Annotated in this window: 24 protein-coding genes; 17 read left to right on the top strand and 7 right to left on the bottom strand. The window is 62.7% G+C overall.

Annotated elements, in window-relative coordinates; genetic code table 11:
• Positions 1-82: 82 nt before the first annotated feature.
• Both BJD99_RS07445 and BJD99_RS07450 read right to left on the bottom strand, forming a co-directional pair.
• Positions 83-1,051 (bottom strand): o-succinylbenzoate synthase, encoded by a 969-nt coding sequence (locus tag BJD99_RS07445; protein WP_084346158.1) that lies wholly within the window; start codon positions 1,049-1,051, stop codon positions 83-85.
• Positions 1,048-1,677 (bottom strand): PaaI family thioesterase, encoded by a 630-nt coding sequence (locus BJD99_RS07450; protein ID WP_084346159.1) that lies wholly within the window; start codon positions 1,675-1,677, stop codon positions 1,048-1,050. The genes BJD99_RS07445 and BJD99_RS07450 overlap by 4 nt, the downstream gene beginning before the upstream one ends.
• A 72-nt stretch (positions 1,678-1,749) precedes the next feature.
• Between BJD99_RS07450 and BJD99_RS07455 the strand changes: the two genes are divergently transcribed.
• The 4 genes from BJD99_RS07455 to BJD99_RS07470 are packed head-to-tail and all read left to right on the top strand — an operon-like array spanning position 1,750 to position 4,709.
• Positions 1,750-2,643, top strand: a complete 894-nt coding sequence (locus tag BJD99_RS07455) for a 1,4-dihydroxy-2-naphthoyl-CoA synthase (RefSeq protein WP_084346377.1) — start codon at positions 1,750-1,752, stop codon at positions 2,641-2,643.
• A gap of 21 nt (positions 2,644-2,664) precedes the next feature.
• Positions 2,665-3,801: a GGDEF domain-containing protein gene (locus BJD99_RS07460; protein WP_084346160.1), complete on the top strand. Its 1,137-nt coding sequence runs from the start codon at positions 2,665-2,667 to the stop codon at positions 3,799-3,801.
• 42 nt (positions 3,802-3,843) lie between these two features.
• Complete coding sequence (locus tag BJD99_RS07465) at positions 3,844-4,281, top strand: hypothetical protein (protein WP_084346161.1); 438 nt, start codon at positions 3,844-3,846, stop codon at positions 4,279-4,281.
• 41 nt (positions 4,282-4,322) lie between these two features.
• A complete protein-coding gene (locus tag BJD99_RS07470; protein WP_084346162.1) occupies positions 4,323-4,709 on the top strand; it encodes a VOC family protein in 387 nt (128 codons plus the stop codon).
• On the opposite strand, the gene BJD99_RS07475 is transcribed toward BJD99_RS07470, so the two are convergent.
• Positions 4,676-5,980, bottom strand: a complete 1,305-nt coding sequence (locus tag BJD99_RS07475; protein WP_084346378.1) for an EAL domain-containing protein — start codon at positions 5,978-5,980, stop codon at positions 4,676-4,678. The genes BJD99_RS07470 and BJD99_RS07475 overlap by 34 nt on opposite strands.
• Positions 5,981-6,058: 78 nt before the next feature.
• A complete protein-coding gene (locus tag BJD99_RS07480) occupies positions 6,059-7,399 on the bottom strand; it encodes a hypothetical protein (protein WP_256895538.1) in 1,341 nt (446 codons plus the stop codon).
• A gap of 188 nt (positions 7,400-7,587) precedes the next feature.
• Here BJD99_RS07480 and BJD99_RS07485 point away from each other — a divergent pair, with 188 nt between their 5' ends.
• From BJD99_RS07485 to BJD99_RS07510, 6 genes are all read left to right on the top strand, one after another.
• Complete coding sequence (locus tag BJD99_RS07485) at positions 7,588-8,754, top strand: inorganic phosphate transporter (protein ID WP_084346163.1); 1,167 nt, start codon at positions 7,588-7,590, stop codon at positions 8,752-8,754.
• An 11-nt stretch (positions 8,755-8,765) separates the two neighbouring features.
• Complete coding sequence (locus BJD99_RS07490) at positions 8,766-9,053, top strand: hypothetical protein (protein WP_084346164.1); 288 nt, start codon at positions 8,766-8,768, stop codon at positions 9,051-9,053.
• A 34-nt stretch (positions 9,054-9,087) separates the two neighbouring features.
• Positions 9,088-9,417: a DUF3349 domain-containing protein gene (locus tag BJD99_RS07495; RefSeq protein ID WP_084346165.1), complete on the top strand. Its 330-nt coding sequence runs from the start codon at positions 9,088-9,090 to the stop codon at positions 9,415-9,417.
• Complete coding sequence (locus tag BJD99_RS07500) at positions 9,418-9,732, top strand: DUF3349 domain-containing protein (RefSeq protein WP_084346166.1); 315 nt, start codon at positions 9,418-9,420, stop codon at positions 9,730-9,732.
• A 10-nt stretch (positions 9,733-9,742) separates the two neighbouring features.
• Entirely contained in the window at positions 9,743-10,891 is a 1,149-nt protein-coding gene (gene menE / locus BJD99_RS07505) for an o-succinylbenzoate--CoA ligase (RefSeq protein ID WP_084346167.1), read from the top strand.
• A 157-nt stretch (positions 10,892-11,048) separates the two neighbouring features.
• Positions 11,049-11,822 (top strand): PIG-L family deacetylase, encoded by a 774-nt coding sequence (locus tag BJD99_RS07510; RefSeq protein WP_084346168.1) that lies wholly within the window; start codon positions 11,049-11,051, stop codon positions 11,820-11,822.
• 19 nt (positions 11,823-11,841) lie between these two features.
• Here the strand turns inward: BJD99_RS07510 and BJD99_RS07515 are convergent, their stop codons facing one another.
• Entirely contained in the window at positions 11,842-12,375 is a 534-nt protein-coding gene (locus BJD99_RS07515; protein WP_084346169.1) for a LiaF domain-containing protein, read from the bottom strand.
• Positions 12,376-12,617: 242 nt separating this feature from the next.
• Between BJD99_RS07515 and BJD99_RS07520 the strand changes: the two genes are divergently transcribed.
• The gene (locus BJD99_RS07520) at positions 12,618-13,397 is read left to right on the top strand and encodes an IclR family transcriptional regulator (protein WP_084346170.1); all 780 of its coding nucleotides are present in this window, start codon (positions 12,618-12,620) and stop codon (positions 13,395-13,397) included.
• Between the two features lie 256 nt (positions 13,398-13,653).
• Here the strand turns inward: BJD99_RS07520 and BJD99_RS07525 are convergent, their stop codons facing one another.
• Positions 13,654-14,580, bottom strand: coding sequence for a VOC family protein (locus tag BJD99_RS07525; protein WP_084346380.1), 927 nt, complete (start codon positions 14,578-14,580; stop codon positions 13,654-13,656).
• 280 nt (positions 14,581-14,860) lie between these two features.
• On the opposite strand from BJD99_RS07525, the gene BJD99_RS07530 reads away from it, so the two are divergent.
• From BJD99_RS07530 to BJD99_RS07555, 6 genes are all read left to right on the top strand, one after another.
• The gene (locus BJD99_RS07530; protein WP_084346171.1) at positions 14,861-15,247 is read left to right on the top strand and encodes a nuclear transport factor 2 family protein; all 387 of its coding nucleotides are present in this window, start codon (positions 14,861-14,863) and stop codon (positions 15,245-15,247) included.
• 188 nt (positions 15,248-15,435) lie between these two features.
• Entirely contained in the window at positions 15,436-16,620 is a 1,185-nt protein-coding gene (locus BJD99_RS07535) for an acyl-CoA dehydrogenase family protein (RefSeq protein WP_084346172.1), read from the top strand.
• Between the two features lie 186 nt (positions 16,621-16,806).
• Positions 16,807-17,670 (top strand): SDR family NAD(P)-dependent oxidoreductase, encoded by an 864-nt coding sequence (locus BJD99_RS07540; protein ID WP_179142228.1) that lies wholly within the window; start codon positions 16,807-16,809, stop codon positions 17,668-17,670.
• A gap of 69 nt (positions 17,671-17,739) precedes the next feature.
• Positions 17,740-18,216 carry a nuclear transport factor 2 family protein gene (locus BJD99_RS07545; protein ID WP_084346381.1) on the top strand — a complete coding sequence of 159 codons (477 nt, stop codon included), beginning with the start codon at positions 17,740-17,742 and terminating at the stop codon, positions 18,214-18,216.
• Positions 18,217-18,384: 168 nt separating this feature from the next.
• Positions 18,385-19,668: an Hsp70 family protein gene (locus tag BJD99_RS07550; RefSeq protein WP_084346174.1), complete on the top strand. Its 1,284-nt coding sequence runs from the start codon at positions 18,385-18,387 to the stop codon at positions 19,666-19,668.
• A 62-nt stretch (positions 19,669-19,730) separates the two neighbouring features.
• A complete protein-coding gene (locus BJD99_RS07555; RefSeq protein WP_084346382.1) occupies positions 19,731-20,600 on the top strand; it encodes a 1,4-dihydroxy-2-naphthoate polyprenyltransferase in 870 nt (289 codons plus the stop codon).
• Between the two features lie 4 nt (positions 20,601-20,604).
• Here the strand turns inward: BJD99_RS07555 and BJD99_RS07560 are convergent, their stop codons facing one another.
• A complete protein-coding gene (locus BJD99_RS07560) occupies positions 20,605-20,985 on the bottom strand; it encodes a phage holin family protein (RefSeq protein ID WP_084346175.1) in 381 nt (126 codons plus the stop codon).
• Positions 20,986-21,022 lie beyond the last annotated feature (37 nt).

Consider the following 21,022-nt stretch of genomic DNA (forward strand, 5'->3'; position numbering starts at 1 on the left):
GAAAGAGTACCGCAGGATTGTTTCCAGGGCACTCCACCGGCTGCGCTCTCGATTCTCTGCTCACTTCCAGGTCACTCCCAGGTCACTCCGCCCAACACCGCCGCACCCGCTCGCGCCACCACAGCGCCCGATCCTCCGGTGCCGCCAGCGCCGCCAACCGCTCCGGGTCGGGCTCTACAGGCTCGGCGCGCATAGTGCCGTCGAGAAGGTCCTGCAGGGCAACGACATCGGATTCGAACAGACTTCCGGTGCCGAGGCCGCACGCGAACTCCAATTTCGGAATGGCCGCCGCGGCAGCAAGTCCGGATGCCATACCGACAGCAGAGTCCAAGGCACTCGAGACCACCACGGGAACCCCGTATTCGCCCAGTTCGCCTGCCAGCTCGAGCAATGCGCGCATCCCACCGAGCGGAGCCACCTTGAGTACGGCGACATCTGCTCCCCCAGCTCGAACGACTCGCAGTGGGTCCCCGGCACGCCTGATACTTTCGTCGGCGGCGATCCGAACGGCCGGTAGACGTCGACGAACCTCGACGAGCTCGGGCACCGTCGCACACGGCTGTTCGGCGTATTCGAGTTCGCCGTCGTCGAGCAACCTCGACAGGACCTCCACGGCCTGATCGACGGTCCAGCCTCCGTTCGCGTCGACGCGTACCCGGGGTACGAGTGCGCGCACCGCACGCACGCGTTCGACGTCGTCGGCGACGCTCTGCCCCTTTTCGGCCACCTTCACTTTGGCGGTGTCGACGCCGGGGAACCGATCGAGAATTGCCGGCACCTCGGCCGCCGAGACGGCGGGCACTGTCGCATTGACGCGGACCCGCTCGCGGTAAGGCGCAGGCGGCCCCTCCCAGGCGGCTTCGATGGCAGAGCGCAGCCACGCGGAGGATTCCTGGTCGTCGTACTCGATGAACGGCGAGAATTCACCCCACCCCGCAGGTCCTCGGACCAGCATGACTTCGCGGGTGGTGATGCCGCGAAACTTGGTGTGCAAGGGAATCGAGAGGACGTGGGATCCATCGAGAAACTCCTCGATGGAAGGTGGGTTCACGGCTGACCCTCCAGAAGCTGCAGCATCAGCGCATTGCAGTCGGCGAGAACGTTGCCTTCCAGATCGCGTAGCACGGCGTTGATGAACGTCTTGCGGCCTTCGACGCGGTCGACACTGCCCTCGACGACGAGTTCGGTGTCCAGTGGGGTGATCTTGCGGTAATTGACGTGCAGGAATGCGGTCCGGCTGATGGGCCTGCCGTAGGCATGCTGAATCAGCCCCAACATGTCGTCGAACAGCAACGGGAGCGTGCCGCCGTGCGCAGCTCCGTTTCCACCGAGGTGATAACGACGGAACACGCCACGGCTACGGACTCCTTCGGCATCGAACTTCTCGATGGTCCACGGCAGCATCAGCAGCGAGCCGCGGCCGGGAAGGGTCATCACACGGCCGGCAGGTGCGAGACCCTCCGGCACCTGGAACGGCTTCAGCAGATCGATCAATGCTTCGACTCGTTCGGCGGCCTCGACGGTTGCCTCCGGCGTCGGCGCGGTGCTCACCGCAAGATCCTGAAGCGTTCGCAGCCCTTCCACGAGCCTGCCGTATTCAGGTCCGACGTCGGCTTGTCTGTACTTAGGAAACCCGCCGTGTCGTTCGTACTGGTCCTGGCCTGCCTGTTCGCTCATTCCAGCACCGTAACCCGTAGTCAGGAACCGGGTATTCGCGACGTACCGATCGTGGCGCTCTATCGTGGCCTGGTGACCTTCACTCCTTCCCTGTGGCAAACCGTTCCCGGCTTCGAAGACCTCACCGATATCACGTATCACCGCCACGTACGTGACGACACGGTGCGCGTGGCATTCGATCGACCCGACATCAGGAACGCATTCCGTCCCCACACCGTCGACGAGCTGTACCGCGCGCTCGAGCATGCTCGGATGAGCTCCGACGTCGGCACGGTGTTGCTGACCGGCAACGGACCGAGCTCGAAGGACGGCGTGTGGTCGTTCTGTTCCGGTGGTGACCAGCGGATTCGAGGCAGAAGCGGTTATCAGTACGCCGACGGCGAGACTGCCGAGACGGTGGACCGAGCACGCGCAGGCCGGTTACACATCCTCGAAGTGCAGCGGCTGATCCGCTTCATGCCGAAGGTCGTCATCTGCCTCGTCAACGGCTGGGCAGCGGGCGGTGGCCACAGCCTGCACGTCGTATGCGATCTGACTCTCGCCAGCCGCGAGCACGCCCGGTTCAAGCAAACCGATGCCGACGTCGGCAGCTTCGACGGCGGTTACGGCAGCGCATACCTCGCCAAGATGGTGGGACAGAAGTTCGCTCGCGAGATCTTCTTCCTCGGCGACACCTACACGGCCGAGGACATGCATCGCATGGGTGCCGTCAATCGCGTCGTCGATCACGACGAACTCGAGAACGTGGCCATCGAGTGGGCCGCGAAGATCAACGCCAAGTCGCCGCAAGCGCAGCGGATGCTCAAATATGCGTTCAACCTGCAGGACGACGGCCTCGTCGGTCAGCAGTTGTTCGCGGGCGAGGCGACACGGTTGGCGTACATGACCGATGAAGCCGTCGAAGGCCGTGACTCTTTCCTCGAGAAGCGCGATCCCGACTGGTCACCGTTCCCCCGCTACTTCTGAAAAAAGAGTCGACACCCCCTCATGTCCCTCTCGCGCCAGGCTCTACCCAGCCGTCGGCCGCCGGCCGTCGGCGCACGGAAGGCTGTCGTCGAGTGGTTCACGGCAGCTCACGACTACGAATGGATGCGCGAGTTCCAGAACTCTCATCCATCGGGCAAAGTCATCCGACTACTCATCGCGCTGTCGATGATCAACATCAGCGTCATGTCCTTCGTATCCTTGTTCGCCAACGGGGGTCCGAGCGGAGCTCCCGCGACGATCTGGACGTTGACGCTGTGCATCACCAACCTGATCATCGCGGCACTGTGGCTCCTGTTGCCGTTCCCCGGGAGACTCGGGGTCGTTCTGTTCGCGTTGTACGCAGATCTCGGCATCACCTCTGCACTGGTGTTGATGGAGCTGGGAAACGCACTGCTCGGTTGCGTCCTGTTCGCGGTGATCGGTGGTTTCGTCACGTTCTTCGTCAGCCCGCGATGGGTCGTGCTGCATCTGGGCTTCGCATCCGCCGTCGTACTCGGCATCGCGGGGGCACTCTATCTGCAGGGCCGGACGGACACTCTGAATCTGTTGGTCAGAACCAACGTGGTGCTGCTCGCGATCATGAGTGTGCCGATCACCTCTCACATATTTCTGACGACATTGTCAGCGGACGCTCGGAGCTCGGTCCTCGATCCGCTGACCGGACTACTCAATCGCAGAGGACTGACCACTGCGATCGAGGACCTGCTGCCGCAGGGACAACGCCACGGGTGGTGCGCCGCGGTGGTGGTCGTCGACATCGACAATTTCAAGTCGGTCAACGATATCTACGGCCATGACGAGGGTGACGCTGTCATCTGCCGGGTAGGGGAACGCCTGGCCGCTCACGTGTCCAGATACGGGGTCGTGGGCCGTACCGGCGGCGAGGAATATCTGGCTGCCGTAGTCACCTCACGCCTGCACATCGACGCTTTGATTCACGGAGTCAGGCGCGCACTCCACGGCGCGAACGACGCCGTACCGGTGACGGTCAGCATCGGGGCCGCCATCCTCTACGCCGAATCGGATCTATGGACCGACAGCGCCGATCCCGTCGGCACCGCAACTCGCGTTGCGGATTCGATGATGTACGAGGCCAAAGCTGCCGGTGGCAACCGAGTGGTGACCACCCTGATCTGAGGAACCAGGTTCGGATCGAGCCGGTGGGGGCATGCCTGCGTCATGAGCAACGATCGCCAGAAACCCGAGACCGAGCATGTACGGCCGGCAAACACCTCCGACGACACCGTCGCGGCGGTCGGAAAGGTCTCCGAGGCCCTCGAAACCATCGAACGGGCCCGCGGTTACCTCTACTCGTTCCATCAGCTGATGGGTCATGCCGACCTCCAACTCGGCGAGGCAGTCACCGCGCTGCGGGAGGCCGGGCATCGCACGCAGGCGGACAGGCTCGAAACCGAGATGGTCGGACGCAATGCGATCGACGGACGGTGGTCGTTCCAGATCGTCGAGGAATTCGACGATCTCTACTGGTCTCATTTCCGAAGCCACGAGCAACAGGTACGTGCCGAACTGCAGGAAGGAAAGCGGCATGTATTCGAGGCCGAGATGAAGGAGTCGCGCAGAACCCACAACGCGCCCGGACACGAGGCGACACCGTGACGGCGACCGACGCGTCGACGCGTATGTGATATCGATGTGGTGTGGAGATCTTGAGTAGTCGAACGATTCTGCGCCCTACCGACTACCAGCGCACCCTCGCGTTCTATCGGGACGGCCTCGGTCTGGCCATACATCGCGAATACAGCGCCGGCACCGTGTTCTTCGCCGGCCAGAGCCTCATCGAGATCGCCGCACACGGCGGAGGGACCGAACCGACGTCGTTCGACGGCGCCTTGTGGCTGCAGGTCCGAGATATCGAGTCCGCCGCCGCCGAATTGCGTGCTCGCGGGGTTCGAGTCGAACGAGCAGCGAAAACGGAGTTCTGGGGTCTGATCGAGATGTGGTTACGCGACCCGGACGGCGTAGACATCGTGTTGGTGCAGATCCCGGCCGATCATCCGCTGAGGCGCGATGTGCGCGGCGACTGATCACCGCTGAGCAGGCGGAGGACCGCACCGGCCGATTGCGGGTGTGACCAGAGAAAACCTTGTGCGAGCGTGCATCCGAGTTCGACGGCGATATCGGCTTGTTCGCGGGTCTCGATACCTTCGATGATCATCGACATTCCGAGCTCCCGCGTGACTTTCGAGATGGCGCCGAGCAGAGCTTTTCCACGAGGAGTGTCCACCAGGCGAGACAACTGACCATCGATTTTGATTCCATCGGGCTCGAGGGTGACGAGCCGTTCCAACGATGACCAACCAGAGCCGAAATCGTCGAGCAGTACTCGAAACCCGAGGGCGTGTACGTCGTCGATGTGGCGTCGAATCATGGGACCGTCGGTCACCGCGGACGTCTCGGTGAGCTCGAGCGAGATCGAGCGCGGGTCGACATCGGCCTCCGACACCGCGCACTGCAACTGGGCCACGGCGTCCGGGTGGGCCAGATGACGCCCGGACAGGTTGACGCTGAGCCGCAGACCCGGCCGAAGTTTCTGCCATGTCTCCGCCGCGCGCACGGCCTGCCGCAGAACTTCCAGGTCGACGTCGATGATCAGTTCGCTCGACTCGGCCAAGGGGACGAAGTCCGCCGGCGACACCAGGCCATCGGTCGGATGATGCCATCTCGCCAACGCCTCGAAGCCGACGATCTCCTCGGTCCGGAGGTCGACGATCGATTGGAACCACGGCACGATCTGACCGCCACGCAGTGCACCGGCCAGATCGACATCGCTGTCGAGCTTGGCGGTGGTCGATCCGACGCGTCGATGCAGGTCCAGTTGCTCCTCGAGAACGGACGCAAACTGCTCCAGTTCCTGCAGTTGGCCGTCGTCGACCTCCCTCGACAGTGGATCGAGCAGACACAGTGTCCCGATCACCAGACCTTCGCGACCACGAAGCGGGACCGACGCGTACGACTCCAGCCCGATCTGATCGAGAATGTCATGTTGCCGTGCGGTGGCGTCGACGCGAGTGCGGGAAATCAGCGCCGACTTACCACTGCGGACGACGTCGTCGCACAACGTGATGGAGCGCGCCACCGTAGACATCGGAGGCCCACCGACGTTGACCAGGGTGTACATAGTTTCATCGTCGAGTACGTTCAATTGCGCAATGGTGAATCCGACGCTCTTCGCCGCCAGTTCGACGGTGTTCCGCAGGGCCGGAGTGGTTGCTTCGACATCGAGGTAACGCCGTGCAGAATCGCTCTGCCTTCGGGCCCGCGGCCGAAGATTGGGCGAGGTGGGATCGTGGTCCACCGGCATCTCCCTGCTCTTCTGCGCGGTCCGACCGAACTACGTGTTCGTCCAGCCTAGCGGTGTGCGAGATCGACAAGATCAGATAGACGGAAGCTGCGTGTGCAACAGGCGATGCCGGAGCAGCGCTGCTGCGAGTCGAACGCCGTCGGGCGACGGGGTTTCCGAGAACTGCCCGGATCGCGAATCAGGGAACGAAAATGCCCCCAGCGCGGTGAGTTCGGCCGTCATGACGTCGGCGAGTGGCTCGATGTCGGCTACGCGAGGAGATTCACCGCTGTGCGTCCACCCTTCGGCCGCCAGCAGAGCCGAGGTGAGTCCGGTGGTCTCGACGGGCCTACGTCCTCGGGCGACCTCGCCGAGCACCACTTCGGCTGCAATCGTTTCCGGGTGGTACTGGGTCCCGACCAGCCGGGCAACGAGGGTCCGCCACATCCCGTCGGCACTCATTCCACGTGCCCTGGCCGTCGGCACCAGCCGACCCTGGTGTTTGCGAACCAACCCGAGCCGTAGCAAGAGCCGCCGAACGGTCAGGACCGGTGCCGTCTCACGTTCGGAGCCTGAAGGAAACGGCCATTCCCGCGGCGACCACAGGGTGCCGATTGCCCGCTCCACGACCGAGTCGGGAAGAAAACCGGTGTCGGTCAGCGTGATGCCGTCGCCGACCAGGTCGAGGATGCCCTCGAGTCGACGGACGCATCCGAAAGCGGGCTCGTTCGCGCTGTGCAGCTCCTCGGTCAGTCCGCGATAGAGCTCGGCCCGCGGGGTGCTGTAGGCGGACCAGATGGCGATCCGGTGGTCGAGTAGCTGTTCCAGGAGCACACCACCGAGCCGATCGGTGCGCAGGACCGCGTCGGTCATACCGCGCCGACGGGCGGCCAGCGCACTCGCCTTCAGCGGCGGTGCGTGAAGCCTGGACGGCGTGAACTCACCGGCAACCGTGGCGACTTCGAGGGTCTCCCCGATCAGCTCGACGATCGCTCGTTCGGTGCCTTCCGGTGCCTGCTGCCAGGTGACCAATTCGGTGTCCGCCGGCCCGATTCCGGATTCGGCGACGGCGACGAGGTACAGCTCTTGCCAGGTTGCGTCGTCTACCGCCGAGAGCAGAACTCGAGTCTGTTCACTTCGCGCGATGTCGGCGTACCTGGCGTGGCCGAGACGATCGAGCAGATCGGCGAGTGCGCGCGCGACTTCCCACGAGCGGTCCCGATCCTCACCGAGAAGGCGTAGATGCATCCATAGAAATGTTTGCACCGAAGTCTGGGTGGGACCGGAATCCGGAGACGCAGCCTGTAAACCGTCCCAGCCGATGCGGGCGTCCGCCCCGGACGCTGGATCGACGGAGTCGAGATACGACAGCGCAGCGGCCACAGAGTCGTCCCGGCCCCCGAGCTCACCACCGATTCCGTCGTCGAATTTCACGGGCTCCACTGTCCCACAGACGTCTCCGAAGGCACGGTCGGCACGACGTGACGCAGACCTCTTTGGAATCGGACATATAGGACGCTCAAGTGAACGGGAGGTGAACAGGTGGCGTCGGGCAGGGACCGAAGAAGAACACTTCAGGGGAAGTTAACGGATCGAGGTGCACAGGCGTCACACTTTGTAGTGTGAGCGCAGAATTCGTCGTACTTCTGGTTGTCGTCGTGACCGCTTTGGCGTTCGACTTCACCAACGGTTTCCATGACACCGCCAACGCCATGGCGACGTCGATCGCAACAGGGGCACTGAAGCCCAAGGTTGCAGTCACCCTGTCCGCCGTCTTGAATCTCGTCGGCGCATTCCTGTCCGTGGAGGTGGCAGCGACCGTCGCCAAAGGCATCGTCAACCTCGGCGATACCGGTGGCCAAGCACTGCTGACCATCATCTTCGCCGGTCTCGTCGGCGGGATACTGTGGAATCTCGCAACGTGGCTCCTCGGCATACCGTCCAGCTCGTCACATGCACTGTTCGGCGGGCTCATCGGCGCGACGATCGCAGGCCTCGGCACGTCGGGGGTCGTCTGGGACGGCGTGTGGAGCAAAATCGTGCTCCCCGCCGTGCTTGCACCCGTCGTCGCAGGTCTCGTTGCCACTGTCGGCACCCGGCTCATCTACCGCATCACCAATGCGGTGCCGGAGAAGTCGAGGGAGCGTGGCTTCCGCTGGGGCCAGATCGGCTCCGCATCGCTGGTCTCGCTCGCCCACGGCACCAACGACGCCCAGAAGACGATGGGCGTCATCTTCCTGGCTCTCGTCGCGTATGGCACGGTCAGCCCCGAAGCCGACATGCCGTTGTGGGTCAAGTTCACCTGCGCACTCGCGATCGCACTGGGCACCTACCTCGGTGGTTGGCGTGTCATCCGCACCCTCGGCAAGGGACTCGTCGAAATCGCGTCCCCCCAGGGAATGGCAGCGGAATCTTCCTCCGCCGCAATCATCCTGACCTCCAGCCACCTGGGACTTCCGTTGTCGACGACCCAGGTTGCGACCGGATCCATCCTCGGCTCGGGCGTGGGAAAGCCGGGCGCACAGGTCCGCTGGAACGTCGCGGGACGGATGGCCGTCGCGTGGGTCATCACCCTGCCCCTCGCAGGCGTCGTCGGCGCGGCGTGCTGGCACCTCGCCGATCTCGTCGGCGGACTGCCCGGCGTGCTGGTCGTCTTCGCCATTCTCATCGCCTTGGCGGCCTTCATGTACCTGCGGTCGCGTCGCCAGCCGATCGACCCGAACAACGTCAACGACGAGTGGGACGGCGGCCTCGTTCCGGCCGACGAGAAGTCCCCCACAACGGTTTAGGAAGAACGGCAATGGAAACCCTCACGCACACGCTCGACTCGCTGTGGAAAGTCGTACTCGTCGGACTGCTTCTCGGAGCAGGCCTGCCGGCAATCTTCGCGCTGGGCCTGCGAGCCCTCGCCGTCGGTGAGACACCGGACGATGCGACAGGCACCACCTCGTTCCGCACTACCCGCCCAGCCGCGGCCACCGCCGTCGCGGCGCTCTGCTTCGCCGTTGTCGTACTCGCCATCGTCGCTGGGATTCTCTTCATCATGAAGGACTTCCTCGACAACACGTTCGGGATTTCCGTCTTCTGATCCACTCGCTATTCGACCAGGAAGGACAGCCGTCATGACCGACCCCAAGACCCCGTTTCCCGCATCCGTCCTCCAATGGTTGCGTGCCGGCTACCCGGAGGGCATACCTCCGAAGGATCGCTTCCCCCTCGTGGCTCTGCTGCGTCGCGCCGAATTGACCGACGCCCAAGTACACGAGGTCGTACTCGGCTTGGTCGCCCCCATCGGTGGTGCGCTGAGTGCCGGGGCGATCTCCAACGACGAGATCTCCGAGTTCATCAAGGAACTGATCGATACCGAGCCGACCCCCGAAGACATTGCTCGCGTCTCGGCCCGACTCGCTGCAGGCGGATGGCCCCTCGCAGATCCGGTATCGCTGAAGTAGATGGCGGTTCCTTCGTTCCTCACCGCGATCCTCGATTGGTTCCGCGTCGGGTACCCCGAAGGCGTACCCGACGCGGACTACATTCCGCTGCTGGCGCTGCTGGCCCGCCGACTGTCCGACGAAGAGGTTCATTCCGTCATGGATGCGCTCATCGCCGACGGGCAACTTCCCGCGGACAAGGCAGGTATCGCGGTCACCATCACCAAGATCACCAACGAGATGCCACGGGAAGAGGACATCGATCGGGTTCGGTCCAATCTCACGACGGGCGGATGGCCTCTCGCCGATCCGTTCACACTGGGAGCATCCGATTAGGCTCGCCGATGTGGACCTGCTCGAAGAACTACCTATCCCGGCCGGGCCAGCCGCGGCAGATCTGTTGCCGCGGCTGAGCGACATACTCGACGGGAATTGCCCTGCGGTACTTCCGGTCCCGGCATCCGACGAGCGCGAGAGCGCCCGGTTGCGCGACGCTTTGGCTCCCGGCACACCGATCGATTCCGCCGCCGCCCTCGTCGTGGCCACGTCCGGCACCACAGGAACCCCGAAGGGTGCGATGCTCTCCGCGGCAGCGTTGCGGGCAAGTGGCACGGCTACGCACGAGCGCATCGGCGGCCCCGGCTCATGGCTGTTGGCGTTACCCGCCCATCACATCGCCGGGTTACAGGTGTTGCTACGCAGTGTTCTCGCCGGCACCGAACCGGTGATACTCGACGTCTCCACCGGGTTCGACCCGTCGGCACTGCCTGCTGCCGTCGGCGCGCTCGCAGGCCCGCGTCGATACACCTCGCTCGTTCCCACCCAGCTCGTCAAAGCGCTGGACCAGCCTGCTGCCGTCGAGGCACTCGCGTCGTTGGATGCGGTACTGCTCGGTGGCGCAGCCGCACCCGCGCCCCTACGCGATCGGGCGGCCGCAGCCGGAATCACCCTCGTCGGCACCTATGGGATGAGCGAGACCGCCGGCGGTTGCGTGTACGACGGCATGCCGCTCGATGGCGCCCTGGTCCGGATAGACAACGGCAGAGTCGTACTCGGTGGGGCCACCCTCGCGCTCGGCTACCGCGGCATGCCCGATCACCCTGCCTTCGCCGAGCCGGGGTGGTTCCGCACCGACGATGCCGGAGGTCTCCTCGACGGGGTGCTGTCGATACAGGGCCGCCTCGACGAGGCCATCACGACCGGCGGACTCACCGTCGTCCCGCAAGTCGTGGAAGCTGCACTCTCGACGCACCCGGCGGTGCGCGAGTGCGCGGTGGTCGGCCTCGACGACGAGCGCCTCGGACACCGAGTCGTGGTCGCTGTCGTCGGCGGTCCAGTGACATTGGCGGCGTTACGCGAACACGTCGGGAGCACGTTGGACGTCACCGCCGCGCCCCGCGAGCTGTACCTGCTCGACTCCCTGCCCACCCGCGGCCCCGGAAAACTCGATCGAGCGGCGCTGCGTCTCGCGTTGGCCGGGCTGACGCCGTCGTAGGTCTCGCTGCTTGGGTAAGCGCGCACCGTTTTTGCAAACCGAAACGCCATTTCGACGTCCGAGGACGGGGGTGCGGTTGGCAAAAAGGGTGTGCGCTCGGTGTGCTCCGGCTCGACCGAGTAGGAACTGTCGGAGCGTTCGTGCAAGCATTTCGGGCATGAGCACTCTGGTCTGCTTTCACGCCCATCCCGACGACGAGGTCTTCACCACCGGCGGGATCATGCGTCTCGCCGCCGACGCCGGTCACCGCGTCGTTCTGGTCGTCGCAACCGACGGTGCACTCGGCGAGTTCCCCGACGGCATCCTCCGCGACGGCGAAACCCTGGTCGAGCGACGCAAGTTCGAGGTGGAGAGCTCTGCGTCGGTCCTCGGCGCCGACCGTGTGGTGATGCTGCACTATGCGGACTCGGGGATGGCCGGGACCGTCGAGAACGACAATCCCGAGGCGTTCTGCAATGCCGATGTGGATGCGGCCGCGCGAAAGCTGGCCGACGTGCTCGCAGAAGAGCAGGCCGATGTCCTCACGATCTACGACCCCAACGGTGGTTACGGGCATCCCGATCACATCAAGGTGCATGTCGTGGGTATGCGTGCGGCCGAACTAGCAGGCATCGCACACGTCTACGAGGCTACGACCAACCGCGACCATATGAAGGCTCTCGTGATGGCAAACCCGAATTGGTCCGAGGAGAACTCTCCGCCCGACCTCGATTCGTTCGGGCTCCCGGAAGCAGAGATCACCACGATCGTCGACGTCAGCGCCGCGATGGACGCCAAGCGGGCAGCGATGCACGCGCATCAGACTCAGGTCGGCGACTTCGGACCGTTCCTGGATCTGCCGCTCGACATGCTCACAGCTGCCTTCGGCCGCGAGTGGTTCCGCCGGGTCGGTGCCGAGCCTGGTCCGACGGAAACGTCACTGGCCCTGTGACGGGTCGACCCAGTGACGGTCAGCGTGCGGACCGCACTTTCAGGTCACCGAACATCGAGAACGATCGGATCTTGATGGTGGGCGCATACGGTCCCGGGTCGACCGACCCCGTATCGATGTCGCGATCGCCGAGGAGGTCGAATCCTCCGATCTCGACGTTCACGCCGTCGGGCACGATCAGCTCGGAGTCGCCGAAGAGCGAGACGATGGTGATGGTCGATTCGTTGGAGCCGATGATTGCGGACCGTAGATCCAAGGTGAGGTCACCCATGATCAGCATTGCCACTGTCGACTTCGCCAAGGCCCATCGGCCCGCGCGCTTCACATCACTCAACAGGCACAGGATTTTCGACTGAGATTGCGCACGTGTCGGGACGGGTTCCATCGTGTTGGGCGCTATCGCATCGAGTTCGTTCTGCTTTACCGTCGGCGCCCACACCACGGCCGCGTGGTCGGAATATTGTGCAAGCGTCAGTCTTCCTTCACCGACCGCTCGTTCCAGCCTCGTTTGTGCAGCACCACGGGCATTTTCGAGTTCACTTGCCTCAGACATAGTGCACAGGGTACGTCGGGTTCGTCCGTTTCAGCATTTATTGGGGCACCCTCGAACACACGACCCGCAAAGGCGACCGACCAGTCGACGCCTGCCCGCGGCCGCCTGCTCATCTCGGTTGGCCAAGGTGCATTCGATCTCTTCATCCTCCGAAATCGCTGGTCGGAAGCAGAGTGAGATACTGTGGATCAGATCACAGTAGGGCCGTCGTCCCTACCGAAAGCGCGGGAGGTTGGTAACCGATGCATGTACATGTCGACCCGCCCTCGGACCAGCTCAGCAGGGCCGAGCTCATGCTCGAGACATTACAGACAGAGGGCTTTCTGACACTGACGCAAATGGTTCATGCCACCGGGATCCCGCGCTCGTCGGCGCACCGTCTACTCGAACGCATGGTCCGTCTCCGGTGGCTGCTACGTGTCGGTGATGTATACGAAATCGGCGTTCGGATGTTCGAACTCGGCTCAGAAGGGGTGCGCACCCACTGGTTCTATCGGCTGGCCCGTCCTCATCTGTTCGAACTGCAGCAACGCACAAAGCTAGTTGTACACCTTGCCTACCTCGACGGCGGAGACGTTGTGTATTGGGAAAAGCTCGATGGCGAATTCGGTGCACATATACCCACGCGCATCGGGGGCCATCAGCCGGCGCACCGCACAGCACTGGGTAAAGCGCTACTGGCCGCCGAGCCGGAAGAATACCTACACTCTCCAGTGTTCGACCGCATGAAACCCGGCACACCCAGAACGATCGTTACCCGAGAGGAACTTTCGCGAGAGGTCGGGAACGTACGCAGAGATGACATAGCCTTCGACCGCGGGGAAGGACTCGTCGATATCGGCTGTGTGGCAAGCGCTGTCAGCGCAGGCCAGGCCATGTCGAGCGACGGCCGTCATACCGTGGCCGCCATTTCCATCTGCGGTCCACTCGATCACATCGATTCTCGAATGGTCAGCGCGGTACGCTCCGCGTCGCGCGAGATTTCGCGTTCTGTGGGAGTCAATCCGATGTCCAAGGCATGAGCATCACGGGTTCTGGCGACATTCGGGATATTTAGCACATAGGGACGCAAGGCGTGTGCCGGCACCGTAGTGCGGCCACCACCTACGCAGCGTAGCGTTCGATCATGCTGCAGTGGAGCATGATCGAACGCTCGCAAACCTGCGGTCTTGCGTGTGGTCGGGCCTGAGTCGCCTATCGAGTAGGCAACCCAGGATTGCGCACTCGATAGACGAGCACATCAGCGCTACACCGTTACGTGACCGCACTTCTTTTCATTCAAGCGTTGTCGGCCGCGTCTCGAGCTTCCGCCAGTTCCCGTGCCCAAGCCCAGTCATGGCCCCAGTAGCTGTCCTGCGTAATTTCTTCGGAAGTGTAGAAAGCCTCGTCGACGAGCGAGCCTTCGGTTCCGTACTCGATGTCCCATCCACCCGGTGACTGGACATAGAACGAGATCATCTGGTCGTTGGTGTGCCGACCGAGGGTCGACGATACCGGGAACCGCCGTTTCATCACCTCGTCGAGCGCCCGTCCGACCGCGTCCAGTTGGTCGACTTCGACCATGATGTGCACCAGTCCAGGATCTTTGCCTTCGGGGACCGGCATCAGGGCGAGGCTGTGGTGACGCTGATTCACGCCGAGAAATCTGATCCGCTGTACGCCGAACTCCGCAGGCACGGGCATCCGCATGGCTCCGCGCGGTAGGAATCCCAGTGTCTCGGTGTAGAAACGATAGGTTTCATCGAAATTCGTCGATGGGACGACCACATGCCCCAACCCCTGATCGCCTGTGACGAACTTCTGGGCATGCTTGGTGAGCACCGGACTGTGGTCGAGAACCGGTCCGTGAAAGAACTCGAGCGGTGTGCCGCCCGGGTCCGTCATGGCGAACCCTTCCTCGACCCGTCGAGTGTCGGTTGCCTCCTGCGACATCGGCTCGACGACGTAACCTGCTTCTTCCAGCCGACCTCGAAGGTGAGCCAAGGCCAACTGATCGCGCACTTCCCATCCGACTGCTGTCACGCGATCGTGCGAACTCGGGACCACGGTCAGCCGTGACACACGCTCGTCCATTCGCAGATACAGGGCTTCTCGATCCGGGCCGGACCCCTCGTCGAAACCCAGTACATCGAACGCCAGCTCGCGCCACCGATCGATATCCGTTGCCTCGATGGTCACGTATCCGAGACCCTTGACTTCACTCATGATTCCTCGTTTCCCGTTCAAGAATTGGGGAGAGAACGACCTTGCTGTGATTGCAGCGCCTCTTCGCTGTGCAGTCGAAACGCGCTCTGCCCGAAGACCGACAACCGACAACCGCCAACAACGTATTGCGTCTGTTCGACTATCGAAGTGAGCCCTTCCGCTCATCGGGAAGCCGGCCGGAACAATCGAGTGACATCATGCGGCGCGAGAAGCTCCACCGACCGGTCCGCTCAGTAGGAGTAGCGGCGTTCAAGACTGTGGACGGCCGTATTTTCTTCACATGACCCCTACCGAAGTCACCAGAGAGAAGGCTCTCTCCACCGTCAACCAGTACCTGACCGCGATCGCTGATGCGACCTCGACGGAGCAGATCGCAATCCTGTACGCCGAAGGAGCAACAGTGCAGGATCCGGTCGGATCAGATCCGATCTGTGGCAGGAAAGCGATTGCGGCATTCTTCACGCCGTTGATTCAGACCCGACGAGAGACCGAACTGCTCAATTTCCGCCACAGCGGCGATTCAGCAGCTTTCCACTTTCGGGTACGCACCTACACGGCGGAAGGAGTTGTCACAATCGAGCCGTTCGATGTGATGACGTTCGATGTGGAAGGACACATCACCTCGACGAAAGCATATTGGTCACCCGAGGACGTCCGGATGTCATGAGATCGGACGATTCGAGCCACTGCAGGCGGTCACCGCGAGCATGATTGCCGTCTTCGACAAAATTAGTCGCAGCAACACTGCGCTTCCGATGAGCGGGAGCTCCCGTTCTTTCGGAGGACCGCCGGAACCTACTGTGATCAAGGACTCAGCTACAGGGTGAGTCGCCCGACATCACACGGAGGTACACGATGGCGCATGAAGTGGTTCTCAAAGTCGAAGAAATGGCCGCTCAGCTGGCTGGCGCGGCCCAGGAGACCGAGGATCTCGGCAAGCTCTCGGACCAGAGCGTGAAACTGGTCCGACAAGCCGGGGTGATGCGGATGCTGCAACCCACCGACTTCGGCGGATATGCGGCCCATCCTCGGGACTTCGCCGAGTCCGTCATGGCCGTCGCCAAGCATTGCGGTTCCACCGGATGGGTGTGTGGCGTGGGCGGAGTCCACCCCTGGGAGATGGCCCTGATGGACCGCAAACTTCAGGAGGAAGTCTGGGGCGAGGATCCGGACACCTGGATCGCATCTCCCTACGCCGCGCAAGGCGTAGCGACGCCCACCGACGGCGGATACATTCTGCACGGACACTGGAACTTCTCCTCGGGCACAGATCACTGTGACTGGATCTTCCTGGGAGCGATGGTCGGCGATGCCGAGGGAAACGCCGTGATGCCGCCCACGATCATCCACGTGGTATTGCCACGTAAGGACTACACGATCATCGACGACACTTGGGATGTCATCGGGCTGCAAGGAACCGGCAGCAAAGACGTCGTCGTAGATGGGGCCTTCGTGCCGTCTTATCGGACAATGGATTACGAGGAAGTGCAGGCGGGGGAAGGAGTTGCAGAGCGCGTCGGCCGAACCGAAACCGTATACAAGTTGCCGTTCTGGACGATGTTTCCGCTCGGAATCACCGCTGCCGTCATCGGCATCGCCGAGGGTGCACTGGCCGCGCATCTCGACTACCAGCGGGAACGCGTCTCCGCCATCGGGACCAGAATCAAAGATGACCCCTATGTGATGTACGCGATCTCCGATGCCGCGGCCGAGATCGCCGCGTCACGAACACAACTGCTCGACGGAATTTCACGCGTCTACGATCTCGCGGACGCCGGACAGACGATCTCGTTCGAGGACCGTTCGCTGGTCCGGCGGAATCAGGTGCGCTCAGCCTGGCGGGCTGTACATGCGGTCGACGAGATCTTCTCGCGTTCGGGCGGCAATGCTGTACGACGTACCAATCTCGTGCAGCGCTACTGGCGTGACGCGCACGTCGGCTTGCAGCATGCGATTCACGTTCCGGGAACCCTTTACCATTCAACAGCTCTCACCACCATGGGTGAAGTGCCGGAGGGTCCACTGCGAGCGATGATCTGACGCTACGGTTCGGACCGCGTGCCATGAATTCACTCGGCCGACCCTGCACCCGCTTTACTGACTCATACGGCTCACCGAAGGGGATCCTTCGGTGAGCCGGCTTTCTACTTTGTTTACTGCACTTGAAAATCGGATGCGTACCGTTTCGGCAATCCCGTAACGGAAGAATGAACAGAGGAGTTCGTGTTGAGTTCGAAATCTGACATCGTCGCCGTGGTAACAGGCGCAAGCCGCGGCGCCGGCAAGGGAATCGCCTTGGCCCTCGGCGATACCGGGGCCACCGTGTATGTCACGGGACGTACTGCATCGGTCGGGGATTCACCCCTTCCGGGCACTGTCTTCGCGACGGCCGAGGAGATCACTCGCCGCGGCGGAACAGGTATCCCAGTGATCACCGACCACTCGGTGGACGGCGAGGTCGAGAATCTCTTCGAGCAAGTTCGCAAAGAGCAAGGTCGACTGGACATTCTTGTCAACAATGCGCTCGCCGTTCCTGATGCGCTGACCATGAAGGGTCCGTTCTGGGAGAAGCCGTTGTCGTTGCTCGATTTGCTCGATGTCGGAATGCGATCGACCTATGTCGCGACGCACTTCGCGGCGCCATTGCTGATCGAAGGTGGAAGCGGCCTCGTGGTGAACACTTCGAGCTTCGGCGGCACGTGCTACATGCACGGACCTGCTTACGGTGCAGGAAAAGCAGCGGTGGACAAGATGGCTCACGACATGGCTCACGACTTCCGGCCGTTCGGTGTGGCAGTGATCTCGATCTGGATGGGCTTGCTCAAGACCGAGCGCACACTCGCGAGCTTTGCCGCGAATCCGGACGCGTACGCATCGTTGGCTGCTACCGCGGAAACACCGGAATTCACCGGAAGGATCATCGCAGCGTTGGCCCGTGATCCGCATCTGATGCAGCGCACGGGAAACGTTCTGGTCGGTGCAGAGCTCGCCGCCGAACTCGGTGTGGTCGACGTCGACGGAAATCGGCCTCCTTCGCATCGGCCGATGCTGGGCAATCCACCGCAGTACAGTTCCGCGGTAATCGATTGAGGCTCGAACCGATTCAAATTTTCCCGACGAAAGGATTCTGATGTGAGCGTTCCATCGATCGAGCAAAGAATGTCCGCCCTCGAGAAGATCGAGGCAATCAAGTCTCTCAAACATCGCTACCTGAGGGCGTGTGATGCCAAAGACGCCAACACGTTTCGCGCATGCTTCATCGAACGCGGCGCGATCATGGACTACGGCCGACTGGGAAAATACGAAGACGCGGATCCAGTCGTCGAAATCTTCCGCAAAGTTGCGCTGAAGAAGGAATCGGGAAGCTATGTCGTTCTCGACATGCACCACGCATTTCACCCGGAAATTACGCTCATCGACGATGACCATGCCGAAGGCAAGTGGACACTGGCGTTTCGCCAACTCGATATGACCGCACGCACCGAAACCGTGTCGTCCATGGAGTACGAGGACAAATACGTCGTCGAGGACGGCGAATGGAAAATTTCTTATTGCCGGGCGGTCCCACTGTGGTCCATGACCCGACCCTTGGGCGAGTCCGTCGAGGTGGTGCAAGGCTGGGGATTGGACACGTAACTCAGTGTTCGGCGGGGCATGGACCCCGATGTGTGAACGGAAACTTCACTCACCGAAAAGCACCTTCTGGTCTGTTATCGATCGGAGAACCGACCCTTACACGGTAGGCTGACGCGGAAGTTCCACAGGTGTTCCGCCGCCGGCAAGGGAAGGGAAGCCACGAGAGCAATGGATTCAGCAGTCGGCATGTCGATGGGTGTCAGTGGCATTCGAGCAGTTCGCACCGTCGACGGCCGGTCGTTCTCCACCGAATGGTTCCCCACTGCCGGTCCGAGCCCCGATGCCGAGGACGTCGCGCACGCTATCCGGGTCGTCGTCGACCGGTCGGACGCTCCGCATTCTCTCGGCGTCGCCTTCCCCGACCCCGGCTACAGTGCCGCGTTGAAGGCCGCGCTGGTAGAGGAGTACGTGTCGGAGGTACGCGTGATCTCGGAGGTTGCGGGCACTCTCGAACAGCTGAGAGCGGACCCTGAATTCCGGTATCGCACCGTCGCGCTCTACGACCTCGGGGCTACCGGTCTCGAGATGACCGTCGCGGACATCGACAGCGGAACCGTCTACGCCGCGACTCGAACATCCGAGATGAGCGGTGAGGTCCTCGATCGCGCTGTGCGAGATCATCTCCTCACCCTCGATATCCTTGCGATACCGCGCACCGAAGCCGAAGAACACGCGCTGTTGGAATTCAGTTGTGAAGTCAAGGAAGCACTGTCCACGCACGAGGCGACGCAGACTTCCGACGGCGCATTCCGACTGCTGGATCGGCACATGTTCGAACTGCAGATCATGCGGGCGGCCGAGCACTCGGCAATCGCCCTTCGCGATCTCGCCGACATGTCCGAGATTCCGCCCGAGGTGGTGGTCGCAGTCGGTGGCGGCGCCAGAATTCCCCTGTTGAAAGAGGTACTCGGGCGATATCTCCGGATTCCGGTTGTCGTTCCGTGCGATCCGGAGCTGATCAGTGCTCGCGGTGCAGCCCTGTACGCAGCCCGGGTCGACCAGCAGCAGACAGCCGGATCCGGGGCCTCACGCTGGAGCGTCACATCCTGGAGCGTCACATCACTGTTGACCCCGCTCGTACGTTTCGGACTTCCCACCGTCGCTGCATTGGGCTTCTTCATCTGGATGCTGTGGCCCGGCGCCGGTGAGGAACCGTCGCTGACCGGAACCCAGGACACCGCCGTCGAGAAACCCACTGCCGAGGCCGTGCCCACCACGACCTCCTTGCCGAAAGCAGTGGTAACCACCACGGTCGTGGTCCCGACGGCGGATGCTCCGCCCGTTACGACCACTGCGCCGCCTCCAGCTTCGACCACCGAAACTCGGTACGTGCCTGACGATGAGAGCACCGAAGCCCCACCCGCTCCGCCACCTCCGCGGCCGTTCCAGTTGCCGCCGCTTCAGCTGCCGAAATTTCAGCTACCCGAGTTGCCTCGTCTGCCTCTTCCCTGATTCGGGCCTTGTTACTCGGCCCTCCGAGTAGATCTACGACGGCGATGCGCAAGGATCACAGCATGGCCACCACTGCTCAATGGATCGAAGGCGCACGCCCGCGCACGTTGCCCAACGCGATTGCGCCCGTTCTCGTCGGAACAGGTGCAGCGGCGTCACTCGGTGACGCAGTGTGGTGGAAGGCGCTGCTCGCGCTCCTCGTATCGCTGGCGCTCATCATCGGTGTCAACTACGCCAACGACTACTCCGACGGCATCCGTGGAACCGACGACGAACGCGTCGGCCCGCTCCGGCTCGTCGGGTCGAAGGTCGCCTCGCCCGGTTCCGTCAAGGCTGCTGCCGTCGGGTGTTTCCTAGTGGGTGGAGTTGCCGGGATCGCGTTGGCGGTGACCAGCGCATGGTGGCTCATCCTCGTCGGCGCTGTCTGTATCGCGGGTGCTTGGTTCTACACCGGCGGCAAGAAGCCCTACGGGTACAGCGGCCTGGGTGAGGTAGCGGTCTTCGTATTCTTCGGCCTCGTCGCGGTTCTCGGCACCCAGTTCGTGCAGGCAGGTCGCATCGACTGGGTCGGAGCGGTCGCGGCCGTCGCAGTCGGATCGTTCTCGAGCGCTGTGCTCGTCGCCAACAACCTTCGTGACATCGACACCGATCCGGACTCAGGAAAACACACACTCGCTGTGCGACTGGGTGACTCCCGCACCCGCCTGCTCCACCTTGCACTGATGATCGTTCCGTTCGCGGTGACGGTTGCGCTCGTCGCGCGTACACCGTGGGCGTTGCTCGCGTTGCTCGCGTTGCCGCTGGCGGCACGCGCAAACACGCCGGTACGTACGGGTGCGACAGGATTCGCACTCATCCCGGCGCTTCGCGACTCCGGTCTGGCGATGCTGGTGTGGGGCTTGACGACCGGAGCCGCATTGGCGTTCGCGTAGACCGTCAGCGGTTCTCGGGTACGAACGCGCCGAGCAGGAAGTTGACGATCGAAATGATGAGTGCACCCCAGAATGCTGCACCGAAGCCGGCAATCGCCAAGCCGTAATCAGTCACCGAGGAAATCCATGCGGTGAGGAGCAGCATCAGCGCATTGATGACGAGGGTGAACAGTCCGAGAGTCAGAATGACCAGGGGAAGCGACAGCAGTTTCACCATCGGCTTGATGAACGCATTGACGATGGTGAAGACCGCTGCGATGCCGGCCAGGACGATCAAATCCCATCCTGTTCCACGGCCCGAACTCGCGAGTTCGATGCCACCGACCCACTGCGCAGCCAACCAGATCGCAAGAGCGTTGATAACAAGCCGTACCAAAAATGTCATGCGCACAAGACTATGCGGCGCAGCGTCGGTGGGTGTG

The organism is Rhodococcus sp. 1163 (assembly GCF_002091985.1).
Taxonomy (GTDB): domain Bacteria; phylum Actinomycetota; class Actinomycetes; order Mycobacteriales; family Mycobacteriaceae; genus Rhodococcoides.